At 67.6% G+C, this 16,250-nt stretch carries 15 protein-coding genes and 1 riboswitch; of the genes, 13 read left to right on the top strand and 2 right to left on the bottom strand.

Annotated features, from left to right (window positions below):
- Window positions 1-126: 126 nt before the first annotated feature.
- The 3 genes from uvrA (at window position 127) to speE (ending at window position 4,649) form a co-directional block, all read left to right on the top strand.
- Entirely contained in the window at window positions 127-3,030 is a 2,904-nt protein-coding gene (gene uvrA, locus HLH27_RS06265) for an excinuclease ABC subunit UvrA (protein ID WP_182948827.1), read from the top strand.
- 160 nt (window positions 3,031-3,190) lie between these two features.
- Window positions 3,191-3,652 carry an adenosylmethionine decarboxylase gene (gene speD, locus HLH27_RS06260; RefSeq protein ID WP_182948720.1) on the top strand — a complete coding sequence of 154 codons (462 nt, stop codon included), beginning with the start codon at window positions 3,191-3,193 and terminating at the stop codon, window positions 3,650-3,652.
- A 127-nt stretch (window positions 3,653-3,779) separates the two neighbouring features.
- Window positions 3,780-4,649 carry a polyamine aminopropyltransferase gene (gene speE / locus HLH27_RS06255; protein ID WP_182948718.1) on the top strand — a complete coding sequence of 290 codons (870 nt, stop codon included), beginning with the start codon at window positions 3,780-3,782 and terminating at the stop codon, window positions 4,647-4,649.
- Window positions 4,650-4,690: 41 nt separating this feature from the next.
- On the opposite strand, the gene HLH27_RS06250 is transcribed toward speE, so the two are convergent.
- Window positions 4,691-4,996, bottom strand: a complete 306-nt coding sequence (locus HLH27_RS06250) for a putative quinol monooxygenase (protein ID WP_182948716.1) — start codon at window positions 4,994-4,996, stop codon at window positions 4,691-4,693.
- A 125-nt stretch (window positions 4,997-5,121) separates the two neighbouring features.
- Window positions 5,122-5,209, top strand: a riboswitch (glycine riboswitch).
- 180 nt (window positions 5,210-5,389) lie between these two features.
- Here HLH27_RS06250 and gcvT point away from each other — a divergent pair.
- The 3 genes from gcvT to gcvP all read left to right on the top strand — a co-directional run bounded on the left by gcvT (window position 5,390) and on the right by gcvP (window position 9,933).
- Window positions 5,390-6,523, top strand: a complete 1,134-nt coding sequence (gcvT, locus tag HLH27_RS06245; protein WP_182948714.1) for a glycine cleavage system aminomethyltransferase GcvT — start codon at window positions 5,390-5,392, stop codon at window positions 6,521-6,523.
- A 36-nt stretch (window positions 6,524-6,559) separates the two neighbouring features.
- Window positions 6,560-6,925: a glycine cleavage system protein GcvH gene (gene gcvH, locus HLH27_RS06240; RefSeq protein WP_182948713.1), complete on the top strand. Its 366-nt coding sequence runs from the start codon at window positions 6,560-6,562 to the stop codon at window positions 6,923-6,925.
- 125 nt (window positions 6,926-7,050) lie between these two features.
- Window positions 7,051-9,933 carry an aminomethyl-transferring glycine dehydrogenase gene (gene gcvP / locus HLH27_RS06235; protein WP_182948711.1) on the top strand — a complete coding sequence of 961 codons (2,883 nt, stop codon included), beginning with the start codon at window positions 7,051-7,053 and terminating at the stop codon, window positions 9,931-9,933.
- Between the two features lie 644 nt (window positions 9,934-10,577).
- On the opposite strand, the gene HLH27_RS06230 is transcribed toward gcvP, so the two are convergent.
- Entirely contained in the window at window positions 10,578-10,844 is a 267-nt protein-coding gene (locus HLH27_RS06230) for a hypothetical protein (RefSeq protein WP_182948828.1), read from the bottom strand.
- Window positions 10,845-10,986: 142 nt separating this feature from the next.
- On the opposite strand from HLH27_RS06230, the gene rpmH reads away from it, so the two are divergent.
- From rpmH to dapD, 7 genes are all read left to right on the top strand, one after another.
- Complete coding sequence (rpmH, locus tag HLH27_RS06225) at window positions 10,987-11,121, top strand: 50S ribosomal protein L34 (RefSeq protein WP_182948709.1); 135 nt, start codon at window positions 10,987-10,989, stop codon at window positions 11,119-11,121.
- A gap of 77 nt (window positions 11,122-11,198) precedes the next feature.
- Window positions 11,199-11,549 (top strand): ribonuclease P protein component, encoded by a 351-nt coding sequence (gene rnpA / locus HLH27_RS06220; RefSeq protein ID WP_182948707.1) that lies wholly within the window; start codon window positions 11,199-11,201, stop codon window positions 11,547-11,549.
- Window positions 11,546-11,821: a membrane protein insertion efficiency factor YidD gene (gene yidD, locus HLH27_RS06215; RefSeq protein ID WP_456305485.1), complete on the top strand. Its 276-nt coding sequence runs from the start codon at window positions 11,546-11,548 to the stop codon at window positions 11,819-11,821. Before rnpA ends, yidD begins: the two co-directional genes overlap by 4 nt.
- A gap of 21 nt (window positions 11,822-11,842) precedes the next feature.
- Complete coding sequence (gene yidC / locus HLH27_RS06210; protein WP_182948705.1) at window positions 11,843-13,612, top strand: membrane protein insertase YidC; 1,770 nt, start codon at window positions 11,843-11,845, stop codon at window positions 13,610-13,612.
- Window positions 13,613-13,622: 10 nt separating this feature from the next.
- Window positions 13,623-14,309 carry a ribosome biogenesis GTP-binding protein YihA/YsxC gene (yihA, locus tag HLH27_RS06205; protein ID WP_182948703.1) on the top strand — a complete coding sequence of 229 codons (687 nt, stop codon included), beginning with the start codon at window positions 13,623-13,625 and terminating at the stop codon, window positions 14,307-14,309.
- A gap of 28 nt (window positions 14,310-14,337) precedes the next feature.
- Window positions 14,338-15,267, top strand: coding sequence for an acetylglutamate kinase (gene argB / locus HLH27_RS06200; protein WP_182948701.1), 930 nt, complete (start codon window positions 14,338-14,340; stop codon window positions 15,265-15,267).
- Window positions 15,268-15,394: 127 nt separating this feature from the next.
- The gene (dapD, locus tag HLH27_RS06195) at window positions 15,395-16,240 is read left to right on the top strand and encodes a 2,3,4,5-tetrahydropyridine-2,6-dicarboxylate N-succinyltransferase (protein WP_182948700.1); all 846 of its coding nucleotides are present in this window, start codon (window positions 15,395-15,397) and stop codon (window positions 16,238-16,240) included.
- Window positions 16,241-16,250 lie beyond the last annotated feature (10 nt).

The raw sequence follows: 16,250 nt of genomic DNA, 5'->3' as shown, positions 1-16,250 counted from the left end.
GCGCCGGAACCCGGCAGAACAGAGTATGAACGACCCGGCCCGGCGGGCGCCGGAGCAGAACGGAGAGCGGACATCATGGCGAATCGATCCGGGCCGGTCGCGGCCGAGCCGACAGAATCGACGCCGATGCGCGGGGCGCCGGCGATCCGGGTGCGCGGCGCGCGGGCGCACAACCTGAAGAACGTCGATGTCGAGATCCCCCGCGACGCGCTGACGGTGGTGACGGGGCTTTCGGGCTCGGGCAAATCGTCGCTGGCGTTCGATACCATCTATGCCGAGGGGCAGCGGCGCTATGTCGAGAGCCTGTCGGCCTATGCGCGGCAGTTCCTGGAACTGATGGGCAAGCCCGACGTGGATTCGATCGAGGGCCTGTCGCCCGCGATTTCGATCGAGCAGAAGACGACGTCGAAGAATCCGCGCTCGACCGTCGGCACCATTACCGAGATCCATGATTATATGCGCCTGCTGTGGGCGCGGGCGGGCGTGCCCTATTCGCCGGCCACCGGCCTGCCGATCGAGGCGCAGACCGTCAGCCAGATGGTCGACCGGGTGATGGCGATGCCCGAGGGCACCCGGCTGATGCTGCTGGCGCCCGTGGTGCGCGACCGCAAGGGCGAGTGCCGCAAGGAACTGGCGGAATTGCAGCGCAAGGGCTTTGCCCGGGTGAAGGTGGACGGCGAACTGTACGAGATCGCCGATGTGCCGGACCTGAACCGCAAGCTGCGCCACACGGTCGAGGCGGTAGTGGACCGGGTGGTGGTGCGGCCGGGGGTGGAATCGCGCCTGGCCGACAGTTTCGAGACCGCCCTGGGCCTGTCGGACGGGCTGGTCTATGCCGAGGAAGTGGTGCGCGACGGGGGGGAGACGCCGCCGCATGTCGTGTTTTCCTCGCGCTTCGCCTGCCCGGTCAGCGGGTTTACGCTGGAGGAGATCGAGCCCCGGCTGTTCTCGTTCAACGCGCCGCAGGGGGCTTGCCCGGCCTGCGACGGGATCGGGACCGAGACCTTCTTCGACCCGCATCTGATCGTGCCCGACGAATCGCTGTCGCTGGCGGCGGGGGCCATCGCGCCCTGGCGCAATGCGCAGAGCCCCTATTACCAGCAGACGCTGGAGAGCCTGGCGGCCCATTACGGCGTGAAAATGGACACGCCGTGGCGCGACCTGCCGGCCGGCGTGCGCGGCGTGATCATGGAGGGCGGTGAGGACGAGGTGACGTTCCAGTACCGCGACGGGCGCAAGAGCTACAGCCTGACCAAGCGGTTCGAGGGTGTGGTGGCCAATCTGCGCCGCCGGGTGGCCGAGACCGACAGCGTGTGGGTGCGCGAGGAACTGTCGCGCTACCAGTCCGAGAAGCCGTGCCATGTGTGCCATGGCGCGCGGCTGCGGCCGGAGGCGCTGTCGGTACGGGTGGCGGACCGCACCATCGCCCAGGCATCGGACCTGCCGATCCGGCGGGCGCTGGACTGGTTCGGCACCGTGGAGGCGACGCTGACGCCGCAGCGCGCCGAGATCGCGCGCCGCATCCTGCGCGAGATCATGGACCGACTGCGCTTTCTGGACGATGTGGGGCTGGATTACCTGACGCTGTCGCGCGGGTCGGCCACCCTGTCGGGGGGGGAGAGCCAGCGGATACGGCTGGCCAGCCAGATCGGGTCGGGGCTGACGGGCGTGCTGTATGTGCTGGACGAGCCCTCGATCGGGCTGCACCAGCGCGACAACGAGCGGCTGCTGGGGACGTTGCAGCGGCTGAAGCGGCTGGGGAACACGCTGATCGTCGTGGAGCATGACGAGGATGCGATCCGCTCCGCCGACTGGCTGATCGACATGGGGCCGGGGGCGGGCGTCAATGGCGGGCATGTCGTGGCCATCGGCACGCCGGCGCAGGTGGCGGCCAACCCGGCCAGCCTGACCGGCGATTACCTGTCCGGGCGCAGGCGGATCGAGGTGCCGGCGAAGCGCCGGCCGGTGGACCCGAAGCGGATGCTGGTGCTGGAAGGAGCCAGCGGCAACAACCTGCATGACGTGACCGCGCGCTTTCCGCTGGGCACCTTTACCTGCGTGACGGGGGTATCGGGCGGGGGCAAGTCGACGCTGGTGATCGACACGCTGTACAAGGCGCTGTCGCGGCAATTGATGGGATCGGGGCAGAACCCGGCGCCCTATCGCCGAATTGCCGGGCTGGAGCTGCTGGACAAGATCATCGACATCGACCAGTCGCCCATCGGGCGCACGCCGCGATCCAACCCCGCCACCTATACCGACCTGTTCGCGCCGATCCGCGACTGGTTCGCCGAGCTGCCGGAGAGCAAGGCGCGGGGCTACAAGCCCGGCCGGTTCTCGTTCAACGTCAAGGGCGGCCGGTGCGAGGCCTGCCAGGGCGACGGGGTGCTGAAGATCGAGATGCACTTCCTGCCCGACGTGTTCGTGACCTGCGATACCTGCAAGGGCGCGCGCTACAACCGCGAGACGCTGGACGTGAAGTTTCGCGGCAAGTCGATTGCCGACGTGCTGGCGATGACGGTGGACGAGGCGCTGCCGTATTTCTCCGCCGTGCCGCGCATCCGCGACCGGCTGGCCATATTGCAGCAGGTCGGGCTGGGCTATGTCGCGCTGGGCCAGCAGGCGACCACGCTTTCGGGCGGCGAGGCGCAGCGGGTGAAGCTGTCCAAGGAACTGGCGCGCCGGGCGACCGGCCGCACCTTGTATATCCTGGACGAGCCGACGACCGGGCTGCACGCCGAAGACGTGCGCAAGCTGCTGGACGTGCTGCATGCCCTGGTGGACCAGGGGAACACGGTGCTGGTGATCGAGCATAATCTGGACGTCATCAAGACGGCGGACTGGGTGCTGGACATGGGGCCGGAGGGAGGCGACGGCGGCGGGCGGATTGTCGCCGAGGGGACGCCGGAGGACATCGCGGCCTGTGCCGAAAGCCATACCGGGCGGTTCCTGGCCCCGCTTCTGACCCGGCCTGTGGCCCCGCCCGCGGCCGAGCCGTCGAAGGGGCGGAAACGGCGCGCGAAAGGCTGAAATTTCCCCCCTGGAAGAAGCTTGTGTGAAAGAGGCAAGAAAAAACGTGTCCGGGGGGCAAAAACGCTTGCGTTGACAGGGTGAAGGTCTTATCAGCGGCCCCCTTGGCCCAAGGGGGCGATCCCGCCCAACAGGCTGTCTACTGGTTTGGGGGTACGTGATGAACGCACTTGCTCAGCTGGGGATGGTCTCGGAACTCCCGAGCAATATCCAGATGTCTGCAGCTCCGTCTTCGTCTGACGAGGATCGGAAGGATTATTTCGTCGAGCGGGACGGGATGAAGTTTGCGGGGACGCATCTTCTTGTCGACCTCTGGGAGGCCCGGAATCTGGACGATCCGGCACAGATCGACCGTACGCTGTGCGAAGCGGCGGTGACGGCCGGGGCGACGATCCTGCACAGCCATTTCCATCACTTCACGCCCAATGGCGGCGTGTCGGGCGTGGTGGTGCTGGCCGAGAGCCATATCTCGATCCACACCTGGCCCGAGCGGAATTTTGCCGCCGTCGACATCTTCATGTGCGGCGCGTGCGATCCGCACCTGGCGATCCCGGTGATGCAGCGCCTGTTCCAGGCGGGCCGGGTGGTCGTGGACGAGCAGCGTCGCGGCCGGGTCGCCTGATGGCGAGGGTGCCGGCATGGCCCGGCACCCGTCCGTCCTGTGCGGCATCATGCCGCGCGGCGTTTGAGGGCCGGATTCGTCCGGCCTTTTTTTATGTGTCCATTTTCGTGCCGGGGAGACACAGGCAATGACCGACGCATGGATCGGCGAAACACTCTATGACGGCTGGCAGCAGCGTTTCCGTGTTCGCAAGGAACTGGCCCGTACCAAGAGTGCCTTCCAGGATATCGTTGTTTTCGAAAGCGAGACGCATGGTCGCGTGCTCGTGCTCGATGGTGTGATCCAGATCACCGAGGGCGACGAGTTCGTCTACCAGGAAATGCTGACGCATGTGCCGATGCTGGCCCATGGCGATGCGAAGAGCGTCCTGATCATCGGGGCCGGCGATGGCGGCGTGCTGCGCCGGGTGTTGCAGCATCGCAATGTCGAGCGTGCCGTGATGGTGGAGATCGACGGGGCGGTGATCGAACTGTCCAAGCAGTTCCTGCCCGGGATTGCCGGCGATGCCTGGACCGACCCGCGCGCCGAGGTGATCGTGGGCGACGGGATCGATTATGTCGCCCGGGCGGAAAGCGGTTCGGTCGATGTCATCATCGTCGACAGCACCGATCCGATCGGGGTGGGCGAGGTGCTGTTCACCGATGCGTTCTACGAGCATTGCGCCCGTATCCTGACGCCCAACGGCATTATCGTGAACCAGTGCGGCGTGCCCTTCATGCAGGCCGACGAGCTGCGCGAGACCAGCCTGCGCCGGGCGCAGTTCTTCCCGCATGTCTCGGCCTATGTGGCGGCCGTGCCGACCTATGTCGGCGGGTTCATGACGCTGGGCGTCGCGGCCAAGGGGACCAATCCGGCCCTGCATCCGGTCGGGACGATCCGCGCGCGGGCCGAGCAGGCCGGCATTCTGGGCACCACCGGCTACTGGACGCCGGAGATCCATGCCGGGGCGTTCAACCTGCCGCCCTATATCGCCAGGCATCTGCCGGCGGCGAAGTAGGCTGTTCGGCGCGGGGGCATGCTCCCCCGCGCCGGCATCGTTCAGGCGGGGTGGGTGGCCAGGAAGCGCACCGCGACCGTCTGGATGCCCAGGTCGCGCACCGCGTCGGCGAAGACCTTGTAATGCGGGGTCGTGAGATGGGTGTCGAATGCCGCGCGGTCGGTATAGACCTCGTGCAGGATGACGCCGTTCGGCTCGCCGTCGGGGAGCAGGACGTCGAAGGCGTGGCATCCGGCCTCGTCCGCCACCGAATGCCTGGCATCGTGGGCGCAGAATTCCAGAAATTTCGTGCGGTTTTCGTCGGTTGTCGTGAATTCCGCGATGACGGTCAATGGCGTGGCGTCCATGGTCGCGTGGCTCCTTTTCGCATTCTGTCCCGTCGCCGAGGGTAGGGCGTGGCGGGCGGTCGATCCAGCCCCGGAGACGGCGCGTGGACGATTGACTTGATTGCGCAACATGTGCGAATCATCGAGCCGCTGACGCGGGAGAGACTGGCGAGAGCCGGCGCCGAAGGAGCAACCGCCCCGGAAACTCTCAGGCCAAAGGACCGCCCGGCTTCGACTTCTGGAGAGAGGCGCCTCGAGCGTCCGCCGACGGGATAGCGATCTCAGGCAAACCGACAGAAGGGGCATTCGGATCCGGTTGTGGATTCAGGAGGCTCTGTTCATGTCACGTTGCCCATCTTTCCTCATTTTCTCCTGTGCCCTCGTGTGTGGCGCCGCCGGCGCCCGGAGGGCGGCATGAGCGATTCGCTTCAGCGCACGCCGCTTTACGACCTGCATCTGTCGCTGGGCGGGCGCATGGTCCCGTTCGCGGGCTATGAGATGCCGGTCCAGTATCGGGCCGGCGTGATGGCCGAGCACCAGCATACGCGCACCGCCGCCGGGCTGTTCGACGTGTCCCATATGGGGCAGGCGCATCTGCATGCGCGCTCGGGCCGGGTCGAGGATGCGGCGCTGGCGCTGGAGCGGCTGGTGCCGGCCGACATCCTGTCGCTGAAGACCGGGCGCCAGCGTTACACGCAGCTGACCGACGGCAATGGCGGCATCCTTGACGACCTGATGGTCTCGCGCCTGGGCGATACGCTGGTCCTGGTGGTCAACGCCGCCTGCAAGGAGGCGGACCTGGCGCATATCGCCGCCGCCCTGCATGACGAATGCATTGTCGAGGCGCTGCCGGACCGGGCGCTGATCGCCATTCAGGGGCCGCAGGCAGGCGCGGTGATGGCGCGCCTGGCGCCGGCTTCGGCGGACATGCGCTTCATGGACGTGGCGGAATTCGCGGTGGCGGGGGTGCCCTGCCTGGCCTCGCGGTCGGGCTATACCGGCGAGGACGGGTTCGAGCTGGGCATGGCGGCCGATGGCGCCGTGCGGGTGGCCGAGGCGCTGCTGGCCGAGCCCGAGGTGGCGCCGGCGGGCCTGGGCGCGCGCGACAGCCTGCGGCTGGAAGCCGGGCTGTGCCTGTACGGATCGGATATCGACCGCGGGACGACGCCGGTCGAGGGCGCGCTGGAATGGTCGATCCAGAAAAGCCGCCGCACCGGTGGGGCGCGGGCAGGGGGCTTTCCCGGTGCCGACATCATCCTGGGGCAGATCGAGGGCGGCGTGAGCCGGCGGCGCGTCGGCATTGCGGTCGAGGGCCGGGCGCCGGTGCGCGGCGGCGCGCGGCTGTTCGCCGACGAGGCGGGCACGCAGCCGGTCGGGCATGTGACGTCGGGCGCGTTCGGCCCGACCTTCGGCGCCCCCGTGGGCATGGGCTATGTCGAGACGGCATTCGCGGCGACGGGCACGCCCCTGTTCGCCGAATTGCGGGGGCGCTACCTGCCTGCCGCCGTGGCGGCGCTGCCCTTCGTGGCGCCCGGTTTCAAACGTTGAATTTCATACGCTGACCTGTTGGGTGGAGATCGGAACATGACTGTCTATTACACGAAGGAACATGAGTGGCTGCGCGTCGAGGGTGATGTCGCGGTTGTCGGCATCACCGCGCATGCCGCCGAGGAGCTGGGCGAGCTGGTATTCGTCGAGGCGAAGGACGAGGGTACCGAGGTCGCACAGGGCGACAGCGCCGCCGTGGTGGAATCGGTCAAGGCCGCGTCGGACATCTATGCGCCCGTGTCGGGCACCGTCGTGGGCTTCAACGCGGCGCTGTCGGACGATCCGTCGCTGGTCAATCGCGATCCGGAAGCCGAGGGCTGGATCCTGAAGCTGCGCATCGCCGATGCCGGCCAGCTTGCCGGGCTGCTGGATGCCGATGCCTACGCTGCCCTGATCGCCTGATCCTGGCCGCCTGACGGACCGGCCTGCCGGCGCGCGTTCGTGCGCTGCGCGTGCCCGCCCGGCGGGCCGGATCCTGAAACAGTCTTTCAACGCCGTTTCTGTTCCTGTCGCGGAGAATACCGATCGTGACCTCCACTACCCTCTGGCAGGGCACCCAGCCCGCCGCCGACGCCTTCTGCGCCCGCCATGTCGGGCCGGGGGCGCGGGATGTCGCCGCCATGCTGGAGGTCGTGGGCGCGGGCTCGCTCGACGAACTGATGGAACAGACGGTGCCGTCTTCCATCCGCCTGCGCGGCGAGATGGGGCTGGGGGCCGGCCTGTCCGAACCCGAGGCGCTGGCGCGGCTGCGGACCATCGCCGGGCGCAACCGGGTGATGGTCTCCCTGATCGGGCAAGGCTATTACGGCACGGTGCTGCCGGGCGTCATCCAGCGCAACGTGCTGGAAAACCCTGCCTGGTACACGGCCTATACCCCCTATCAGCCGGAAATCAGCCAGGGTCGGCTGGAGGCGCTGCTGAACTTCCAGACCATGGTCCGCGACCTGACCGGGCTGGATGTCGCCAATGCCTCGCTGCTGGACGAGGCGACTGCGGCCGCCGAGGCGATGGCGCTGGCGCGCCGGGTGGCGAAGTCGAAGGCCGACGGGTTCTTCGTCGATGCGGATTGCCATCCGCAGACGCTGGCGGTGCTGCGCACGCGTGCCGAGCCGATGGGCTGGCGGATCGTGGTCGGCGACCCGGAGCGTGACCTGGAGCCGGGTGCGGTCTTCGGCGCGCTGTTGCAATATCCCGGTTCGTCGGGCCGGGTGCGCGATCCGCGCGCCTGGATCGAAAAGCTGCATGCCGCGCAGGCGGTGGTGGCGATGGCTGCCGACCCGCTGGCGCTGACGGTGCTGGAATCGCCCGGCGCGCTGGGGGCCGACATCGCGGTGGGGTCGATGCAGCGCTACGGCATGCCGATGGGTGCCGGCGGCCCGCATGCGGCCTATATGGCGGTGCGCGATGCCTACAAGCGCAGCATGCCCGGCCGCCTGGTCGGGGTGTCGGTCGACAGCCGGGGCGAGCCGGCCTATCGGCTGGCGTTGCAGACGCGCGAGCAGCATATCCGGCGCGAGAAGGCGACCTCGAACATCTGTACCGCGCAGGTGCTGCCGGCGGTCATTTCCGCGATGTATGCGGTCTATCACGGCCCCGAGGGGCTGACGGCGATCGCGCGGCGGGTGCATCGGCTGACGGCGATCCTGGCCGAGGGGCTGCGGGCGCTGTCGGTCCATGTCGAGACGGATGCGTTCTTCGACACGATTACGGTGGCGACGGGTGGCACGTCGGTGCTGGTGCGTGCCCGTGCCGAGGATGCCGGGATGAACCTGCGCGCGATCGACGAGGATCGGGTCGGGATCAGCCTGGACGAGACCACGACGCCGGAGATCGTGCGTGCCGTGTGGCGCTGCTTCTGCCCCGACGCGCAGCGTCTGGCGGCGATGGAGCAGGGCCTGTCGGCGCCCGACAGCCTGCTGCCGCGCGCGCTGCTGCGGCAGGGCGGGTTCATGACCCATCCGGTCTTCCATGCCCATCGGTCGGAGACCGACATGCTGCGCTATCTGCGCCGCCTGTCCGACCGCGACCTGGCGCTGGATCGCACGATGATCCCGCTGGGATCGTGCACGATGAAGCTGAACGCGACGGTCGAGATGATGCCGGTCACATGGCCGGAATTCTGCGACATTCATCCTTTTGCGCCCGAAGCGCAGCAGCAGGGCTATGCCGAGCTGTTCCGCGATCTGGAGCGGATGCTCAAATCCATCAGCGGCTATGATGCGGTGTCGTTGCAGCCCAATTCCGGGGCGCAGGGCGAGTATGCCGGGCTGCTGGCCATCCGTGCCTATCACCGGTCGCGCGGCGACGAAGGGCGCGACGTGTGCCTGATTCCGGCCTCGGCCCACGGGACCAACCCGGCTTCGGCGCAGATGGTCGGCATGCGGGTGGTGGTCGTGGCGTGCGACGACCAGGGCAATGTGGATATCGACGACCTGAAGGCGAAGATCGCGCAGAATGCTGGCCGCCTGGCGGCGATCATGATCACCTATCCCTCGACCCATGGCGTGTTCGAGGAATCGGTGGTCGAGATCTGCGACCTGGTGCATGCCGCCGGCGGGCAGGTCTATCTGGACGGTGCGAACATGAACGCGCAGGTCGGGCTGTCGCGGCCCGGTGCCTATGGCGCCGATGTCAGCCATTTCAACCTGCACAAGACCTTCTGCATTCCGCATGGCGGCGGCGGGCCGGGCATGGGGCCGATCGGGGTGGGGGCGCATCTGGCGCCCTTCCTGCCCGGCGTGCCGCAGGAAGGCGGGGTGAACGCGGTTTCGGCCGCGCCGTTCGGCTCGGCGGCGGTGCTGCCGATTTCCTGGACCTACATGATGCTGATGGGCGATGCGGGCCTGCGTCGGGCCACCGAGGTCGCGATCCTGAATTCCAACTACATCGCGGCCCGCCTGTCCGGCCATTATCCGGTCCTGTATCGCGGGACCAACGGCCGGGTGGCGCATGAGTGCATCGTCGACCTGCGCCCCATCCGCGACACGGTCGGGGTGACGGTGGACGATATCGCCAAGCGCCTGATCGACCATGGGTTCCATGCGCCGACGGTCAGCTTCCCCGTGGCGGGGACCTTCATGATCGAGCCCACCGAGTCCGAGGGGCGGGTGGAGCTGGACCGGTTCTGCGATGCGATGATCGCGATCCGCGACGAGATCCGCGAGATCGAGCAGGCGCGGATTGCGGCCGAGGAAAGCCCGCTGCGCCATGCACCGCATACGGTGCGCGACCTGACCGACCCCGACTGGGACCGGGCCTATGACCGGCGGCTGGGCTGCCTGCCCGGCGACGTGGTGCCGGAGTCGAAATACTGGTCGCCGGTCAACCGGCTGGACAATGCCTATGGCGACCGCAACCTGGTCTGCTCCTGCCCTGATATCTCGGTCTATGCCGAGGAAGGCGCGGCCTGAGCCGACGCGCCGCGTCGTTCCGTAGGCGTGCCATGCGTGCGGCGCCGGGCCTGGCCCGGCTGCCGTGCGGCAGGTGCGGGGATTGATGCGTTTTGTGTCAAGAGATTGCGACTGGTATCGAATCGCCCTTGGGGGCGGGCCCGACAGGGCGCATGGTCATGGTGCAGCCGGACGAACCCGTCGCCACGCGCGACAAAGAATAAAGGGACGGTCCGGGGGAGGCGCATATGTTCCATCTCGGTGCGGCGGGACCCCGGCGGTCCTTTACGAATGCTTCATGGCACGCGATTGCCCTGCGCCATGACGATCCCTCCTGGATCGATGCGCGGGATCGGATGATGGTCGGGCTGATCTGTTGCGGCCTGCTCAGCGCATTCCTGATCGATATGGCAGTTCTATACTTCTCCATGCTCCGCCCCTGAGTTTGTGCCCGTAAACGGGGGCTGGTGGCGATCCGACGCGCGTTTCCTGCGCTCCGATGCTCACGGCCATCAAGGTCGCTCCGCTTCGGTGCTCGGATACGCACGCCGGGCGTGCCGCTTTGCGGCACTCTCGCTCACCAGCCCCCGTGTCCGGGCACAAACTGCGGGGGGTGGGCCGACCGGCGGGGGGGTGGGGGACTTCCCTGTCGCGCGCGCCCGGACTCAGCCTGGGGGGAGGTCTTTCAGGCGTTGGGCGGCTTGTTCTATCGAGCGGACGATCTGTTCGGCGAGGTCGCGCACCTTGGGGTCGGTGTGCAGGCTCAGGCGGTCGGCGGACAGCATGGCGGGCGACAGCAGGCCGCGTACGTCGTGCAGGACCTTGGATCGGGACCCGGAGGCGGGTACCGAATCGGGGGGGGCGGCCGGGGGGGCGCCGATGGGGGGCGGGTCGGAACGATCGTCGTCCGGAATCGGGTCTGGGCCTTGCATGGAGGCTCTTCTCTTGCACGTTGACGCGGGGGGAAACGGGACGTATAAGGCGCGCCTCAGGTCAGGCGGCCTTCGGGCTGCTCCGGCGCGTCGTGGGATATAGCCGCGTCGCGTTTATTCATGTCAATCGGGGAGTCGCGTCGTGAAGCGCACGTATCAACCGTCCAAGCTGGTCCGCAAGCGCCGTCACGGCTTCCGCGCCCGTATGGAAACCGTCGGTGGCCGCAAGGTGATCGCCAATCGCCGTTCCAAGGGCCGCAAGCGTCTGTCCGCCTGATCAGTCAGGTCTTGTCGCGTTCCGGGCCCGGTCATCGGGACCTGGGTCCGGATAGCGCGTATAGGGGGCTGCGAAGAGTGGCCGACCGTTCCGTCCGTCTCAAGAAGCGCGCCGAGTTCCTCAAGGTTGCATCCAAGGGGCGCAAGGTGCCGTCTCCTGGGCTGGTGCTTCAGGCATTGGGCCGTGACGATGCCGACCCGGCGCGGGTCGGGTTTACCGTAACGAAGAAAGTCGGCAACGCCGTCATTCGCAATCGCACACGCCGCCGCCTGCGCGAGGCCGTGCGAATCGTGACGCGTGAGCAGGATCTTGCCGGGGTCGACCTGGTCGTGATCGGCCGCGACGGGACGCGGGGCCGCGCATTCACGGCCCTGGTCGAGGATCTGCGCCGGGCCTTGCGCAAGGCCGGCGTGCGGGGGACGGAGTGATCCGTCCGGTCCGGGCCGCGACGGTCTGGGCCCTGGTCGGGGCGATTCGCGTCTACCAGCGGTTCGTCAGCCCGCTTCTGGGCCCCAATTGCCGTTTCGTGCCCACATGCAGCGATTATGCGCAGGAAGCGATTCGTCGCCATGGACCTTTGCGTGGCGCATTTCTGGCCGGTTGGCGGATCTTGCGTTGCAATCCGTGGAATATCGGCGGATACGATCCCGTGCCCACCCGGGAGCACGCGCGGGCTTCCTGCTGTTCCTCCCATAGATAACGAGAGTCTGGCCGGTCGCCGATGGATACCAAGCGCTTTATCGTGGCGGTGTTGCTCTCCGCCATGGTCCTGGTTGGCTTTGAATATTTCATGCCGAAGCAGACCCATCAGGATGTCACGCAGCAGGTCGCACAGACCAGCCGGCTGACGCCGCCGTCGGACGCCGCGCGCCCCGCGGCGCCGGTCGCGGGCGTGAGTTCGCAGCCGGTCTCGGTTGCCTCGCCGCAGGCGGAGACGCGGCTGGAGATCGATGCGCCGGCGGTGCATGGGTCGATCGACCTGCTGGGTGCGCGGCTGGATGACATGGTGCTGCGCGACTATCACGAGACGGTGGCCGCCGGCAGCCCGCTGGTGCGCATCCTGGAAGCCGCGCACGACCCGCAGCCCAATTATGTGGAAATCGGCTGGGCGAACCTGGCCGGCGGGCAGGTGCGCGTGCCCGATGCCACCAGCGTCTGGACCGCCGACGCGCCCAAGCTGACGGCCGACCGTCCGGTGACGCTGTCGTGGGACAATGGCGCGGGCGTGACCTTCCAGATCGTCGTCGGCATCGATGCGCATTACATGTTCGCGATCGAGCAGCGGATCGTGAACCATTCGGCGCAGCCGGTGTCGCTGTACCCGTTCGCCCGCGTCAACCGGGCCTATACGCCCGAGGAAACGGGCGGCTACCTGGTGCATGAGGGACCGATTTCGGTCGTCGACGGGCGCCTGGACGAAAGCAGCTACAAGAGCCTGCGCACCGGCGCGACGCCGCCGGGCAACACGTCCTGGACCAAGGCGGGGCAGGGCGGCTGGGCCGGCATTACCGACAAATACTGGCTGACCGCCGTGGTGCCCCAGCAGGGCGTGCCCGTGACGGGCAGCTATGGCTACCAGGCGAATGGCGGCGCGGGCGTCTATCAGGTCGGCTTTATCGCGCAGGTGCCGACCGTGGTGGGGGCGGGCGCGACGGCGTCGACCGCGAGCCATGTGTTTGCCGGTGCCAAGGAAGTCAGCCTGCTGGAGCAGTACCAGTCCAGCCTGCATATTCCGGATTTCTGGAAGGCGGTCGATTTCGGCTGGTTCGCGTTCCTGACGCGCCCGATCTTCTATGTGCTCGACTATCTGAACACGCTGCTGGGCAATTTCGGCCTGGCGCTGATGGCCTTTACGCTGCTGGTCAAGGCGCTGTTCTTCCCGTTGGCGACGCGCCAGTTCCGCTCGATGGCGAAGATGCGCAAGCTTCAGCCCAAGGTGCAGGAGCTTCGCGAGCGGCTGAAGGGCGACCAGATGGCCATGAACCAGCAGATGATGGCCCTGTACAAGACCGAAGGGGTGAACCCGGCCAGCGGCTGCCTGCCCATGCTGGTGCAGATTCCGGTATTCTGGAGCCTGTACAAGGATCTGTACATCACCATCGAGATGCGCCATGCGCCGTTCTTCGGCTGGATCCACGATCTGTCCGCCCCGGACCTGACCAACCTGTTCACGCTGTTCGGCGTGATTCCGTGGGACCCGACCGGTCTGTCGCCCTATCTGCAACTGGGCGTGTGGCCGATCCTGTTCGGGGTGACGATGTTCCTGCAGCAGAAGCTGAACCCGGCGCCGATGGACCCCGCGCAGCAGCGCGTGTTCCAGATGATGCCGGTGCTGTTCACCTTCTTCATGGCGCGTCAGCCGGCGGGCCTGGTGATCTATTATTGCTGGAACAACCTGCTGACGATGGCGCAGCAGATGGTGATCCAGCGTCGCATCCAGGGGGCGACCAAGCAGACTGCGCCCGCGCCTGCGACGGCCGGCCGGAAATAGGACGGGTCTGATGTCGGAGTTCGTGACCCAGCAACCTTCGCCCGAGGAAGAGGAGCGGCTGCGCGAAGCGGGGCGGCTGCTGTTTGCCGGGCCGTGCGACTTCTTCTTCGGGGCGCAGAAGCTGGAGCAGCTTCCGCCGCCCGGTGCGCCGGAGATCGCTTTCGCCGGGCGATCGAATGTCGGCAAGTCCAGCCTGATCAATGCCCTGACCGGGCGCAAGGCGCTGGCCCGGGCCTCGTCGGAGCCGGGGCGGACCAAGCAGCTCAATTTCTTCGACCTTGGCGGCCGGCTGACGCTGGTGGACATGCCCGGCTACGGCTTTGCCAAGGCGGCGAAGGACGTGAAGGAAGACTGGCAGGGCATGATGTTCGCGTATCTGCGCGGACGCCCGACATTGCAGCGTGTCATCCTGCTGCTGGATGCGCGGATCGAGATCAAGGCGTCGGATCGCGAGATCATGGCGCTGCTGGACCGGGCCGCCGTCACGTTCGAGATCGTCCTGACCAAATGCGACGCGCTTCGCCCAGGCCCGCTGGAGGCCAAGCGGGCGCAGGTGGCCGATCTGGCGGCCCAGCACCCGGCCGCCTACCCGCAGATCCTGCTGACCAGCAGCGAGAACGGGCTGGGCATGCCCGAACTGCGGGCCGGACTGGCCGGTCTGGCCCTGCCGCCGACGAACGAAACGGTTTTATCCTGATCAAGAGCAAGAGACAGGGCACGACCCGATGAGCCAACCGACAAGCGAGACTACCGGCGATATCGTCCAGACGATGAAGGATGCCCAGGAGCGCGCCGCCGTCCTGGCCCAGGCCCTGCCGTTCCTGCGTCGCTACGCCGGCGATACGATCGTCGTGAAATATGGCGGCCACGCCATGGTCGACGATTCGCTGTCCAACGCGTTCGGGCACGATATCGCGCTGCTGAAGCTGGTGGGGGTCAACCCCGTGGTCGTCCATGGCGGCGGCCCGCAGATCAGCGCCATGCTGACCCGGCTGCAGATTCCCTCGACCTTCGTCGACGGCCTGCGCGTCACCGACGCCGCGATGGTCGATGTGATCGAGATGGTGCTGGCGGGCAAGGTCAACAAGCAGGTGGCCGGGCTGATCAACCAGGCCGGGGCGTTGGCCGTGGGTATTTCGGGCAAGGATGGCGGGCTGATCACCGCGCGCCGCCTGCGCCGCACGGTGCGGGATGCCGACAGCCTGATCGAGCAGGTGCTGGATCTGGGCTTCGTGGGCGAGCCGGTGCGTATCGACCCACGGGTGCTCTACGCACTTTCCGGGTCGGGGCTGATCCCGGTCGTGGCCCCCGTGGGCATCGGCGAGAAGGGCGAGACCTACAATATCAATGCCGACACGGCGGCGGGTGCCATCGCCGGTGCCGTGCATGCGACGCGGTTGCTGATGCTGACCGACGTGCCCGGCGTGCTGGACGAAAATGGCGAGCTGATTCCGGAGCTGACGGCCGAGGAAGCGCGGCGCGGCATTGCCAGCGGCATGATCAGCGGCGGCATGATCCCGAAGGTCGAGACCTGCCTGGAGGCGGTGCGTGCCGGCGCCAAGGCGGCGGTGATCCTGGACGGACGGGTGCCGCATGCCTGTCTGCTGGAACTGTTTACCGAGGCCGGGCCCGGGACGCTGATTCGCGGCGAATAAGGCGGCCGGCGGCCCCCGGCGGCGCATCGCAAGATGCGTTGACAGACGGGGGCATCCTTCGCATGGTCCCGCCACATGGCGACAACGGGGTGCCGGCCGGACCGGCGCCGACAGAGGATTGCAGGATATGAACGACGAACACGCCCTTCGGACCCATATCGAGGCGGTGTGGGAACGGCGCGATACCCTTTCCTCCGCCACCACCGGCGCCGACCGCGAGGCGGTCGAGCAGGCGCTGGCCGGGCTGGATGCCGGTACGCTGCGCGTGGCGGCCCCCGGCGATGCCGGGTGGGTGGTCAATGAATGGCTGAAGAAGGCGGTGCTGCTGTCGTTCCGGCTGAACGACAGCCAGGTCATGCCGGCGGCACCGGCGCCGTTCTTCGACAAGGTGCCGCTGAAATTCGCCGACTGGGACCAGGCGCGCTTCGCGCAGGCGGGGTTCCGTGCCGTGCCGGGCGCCATCGTCCGGCGGTCGGCCTATGTCGCGCCCGGCGTCGTGCTGATGCCCAGCTTCGTCAATGCCGGCGCGCGGGTCGAGAGCGGCACCATGGTCGATACCTGGGTGACGATCGGAAGCTGCGCGCAGATCGGGCGCAACTGCCATATCAGCGGCGGCGTGGGCATTGGCGGCGTTCTGGAACCGTTGCAGGCCGCGCCCGTGATCATCGAGGATGACTGCTTTATCGGCGCGCGGTCGGAAGTGGCCGAGGGCGTGATCGTGGAGCGGGGAAGCGTCCTGTCGATGGGGGTGTTCCTGGGGGCTTCGACCAAGATCGTCGATCGGGCGACGGGCGAGGTCTTTGTCGGACGTGTGCCCGCCTATTCGGTCGTGGTGCCCGGCACGCTGCCGCCGCGCCAGCCGACCGGGGCCGACGGCGCGCCGCTGCCGTCGCTGGCCTGTGCCGTGATCGTCAAGCGTGTGGATGAGCGTACGCGCGCCAAGACCTCGATCAACGAATTGCTGCGCGATTGATCGGCGCGGC

Origin of the sequence: Gluconacetobacter takamatsuzukensis (genome assembly GCF_014174275.1) — a bacterium.
Taxonomy (GTDB): Bacteria; Pseudomonadota; Alphaproteobacteria; order Acetobacterales; family Acetobacteraceae; genus Gluconacetobacter; species Gluconacetobacter takamatsuzukensis.
The sequence above is the reverse complement of the archived record's forward strand: the minus strand, read 5'-3'. Positions and strand labels throughout refer to the sequence as shown.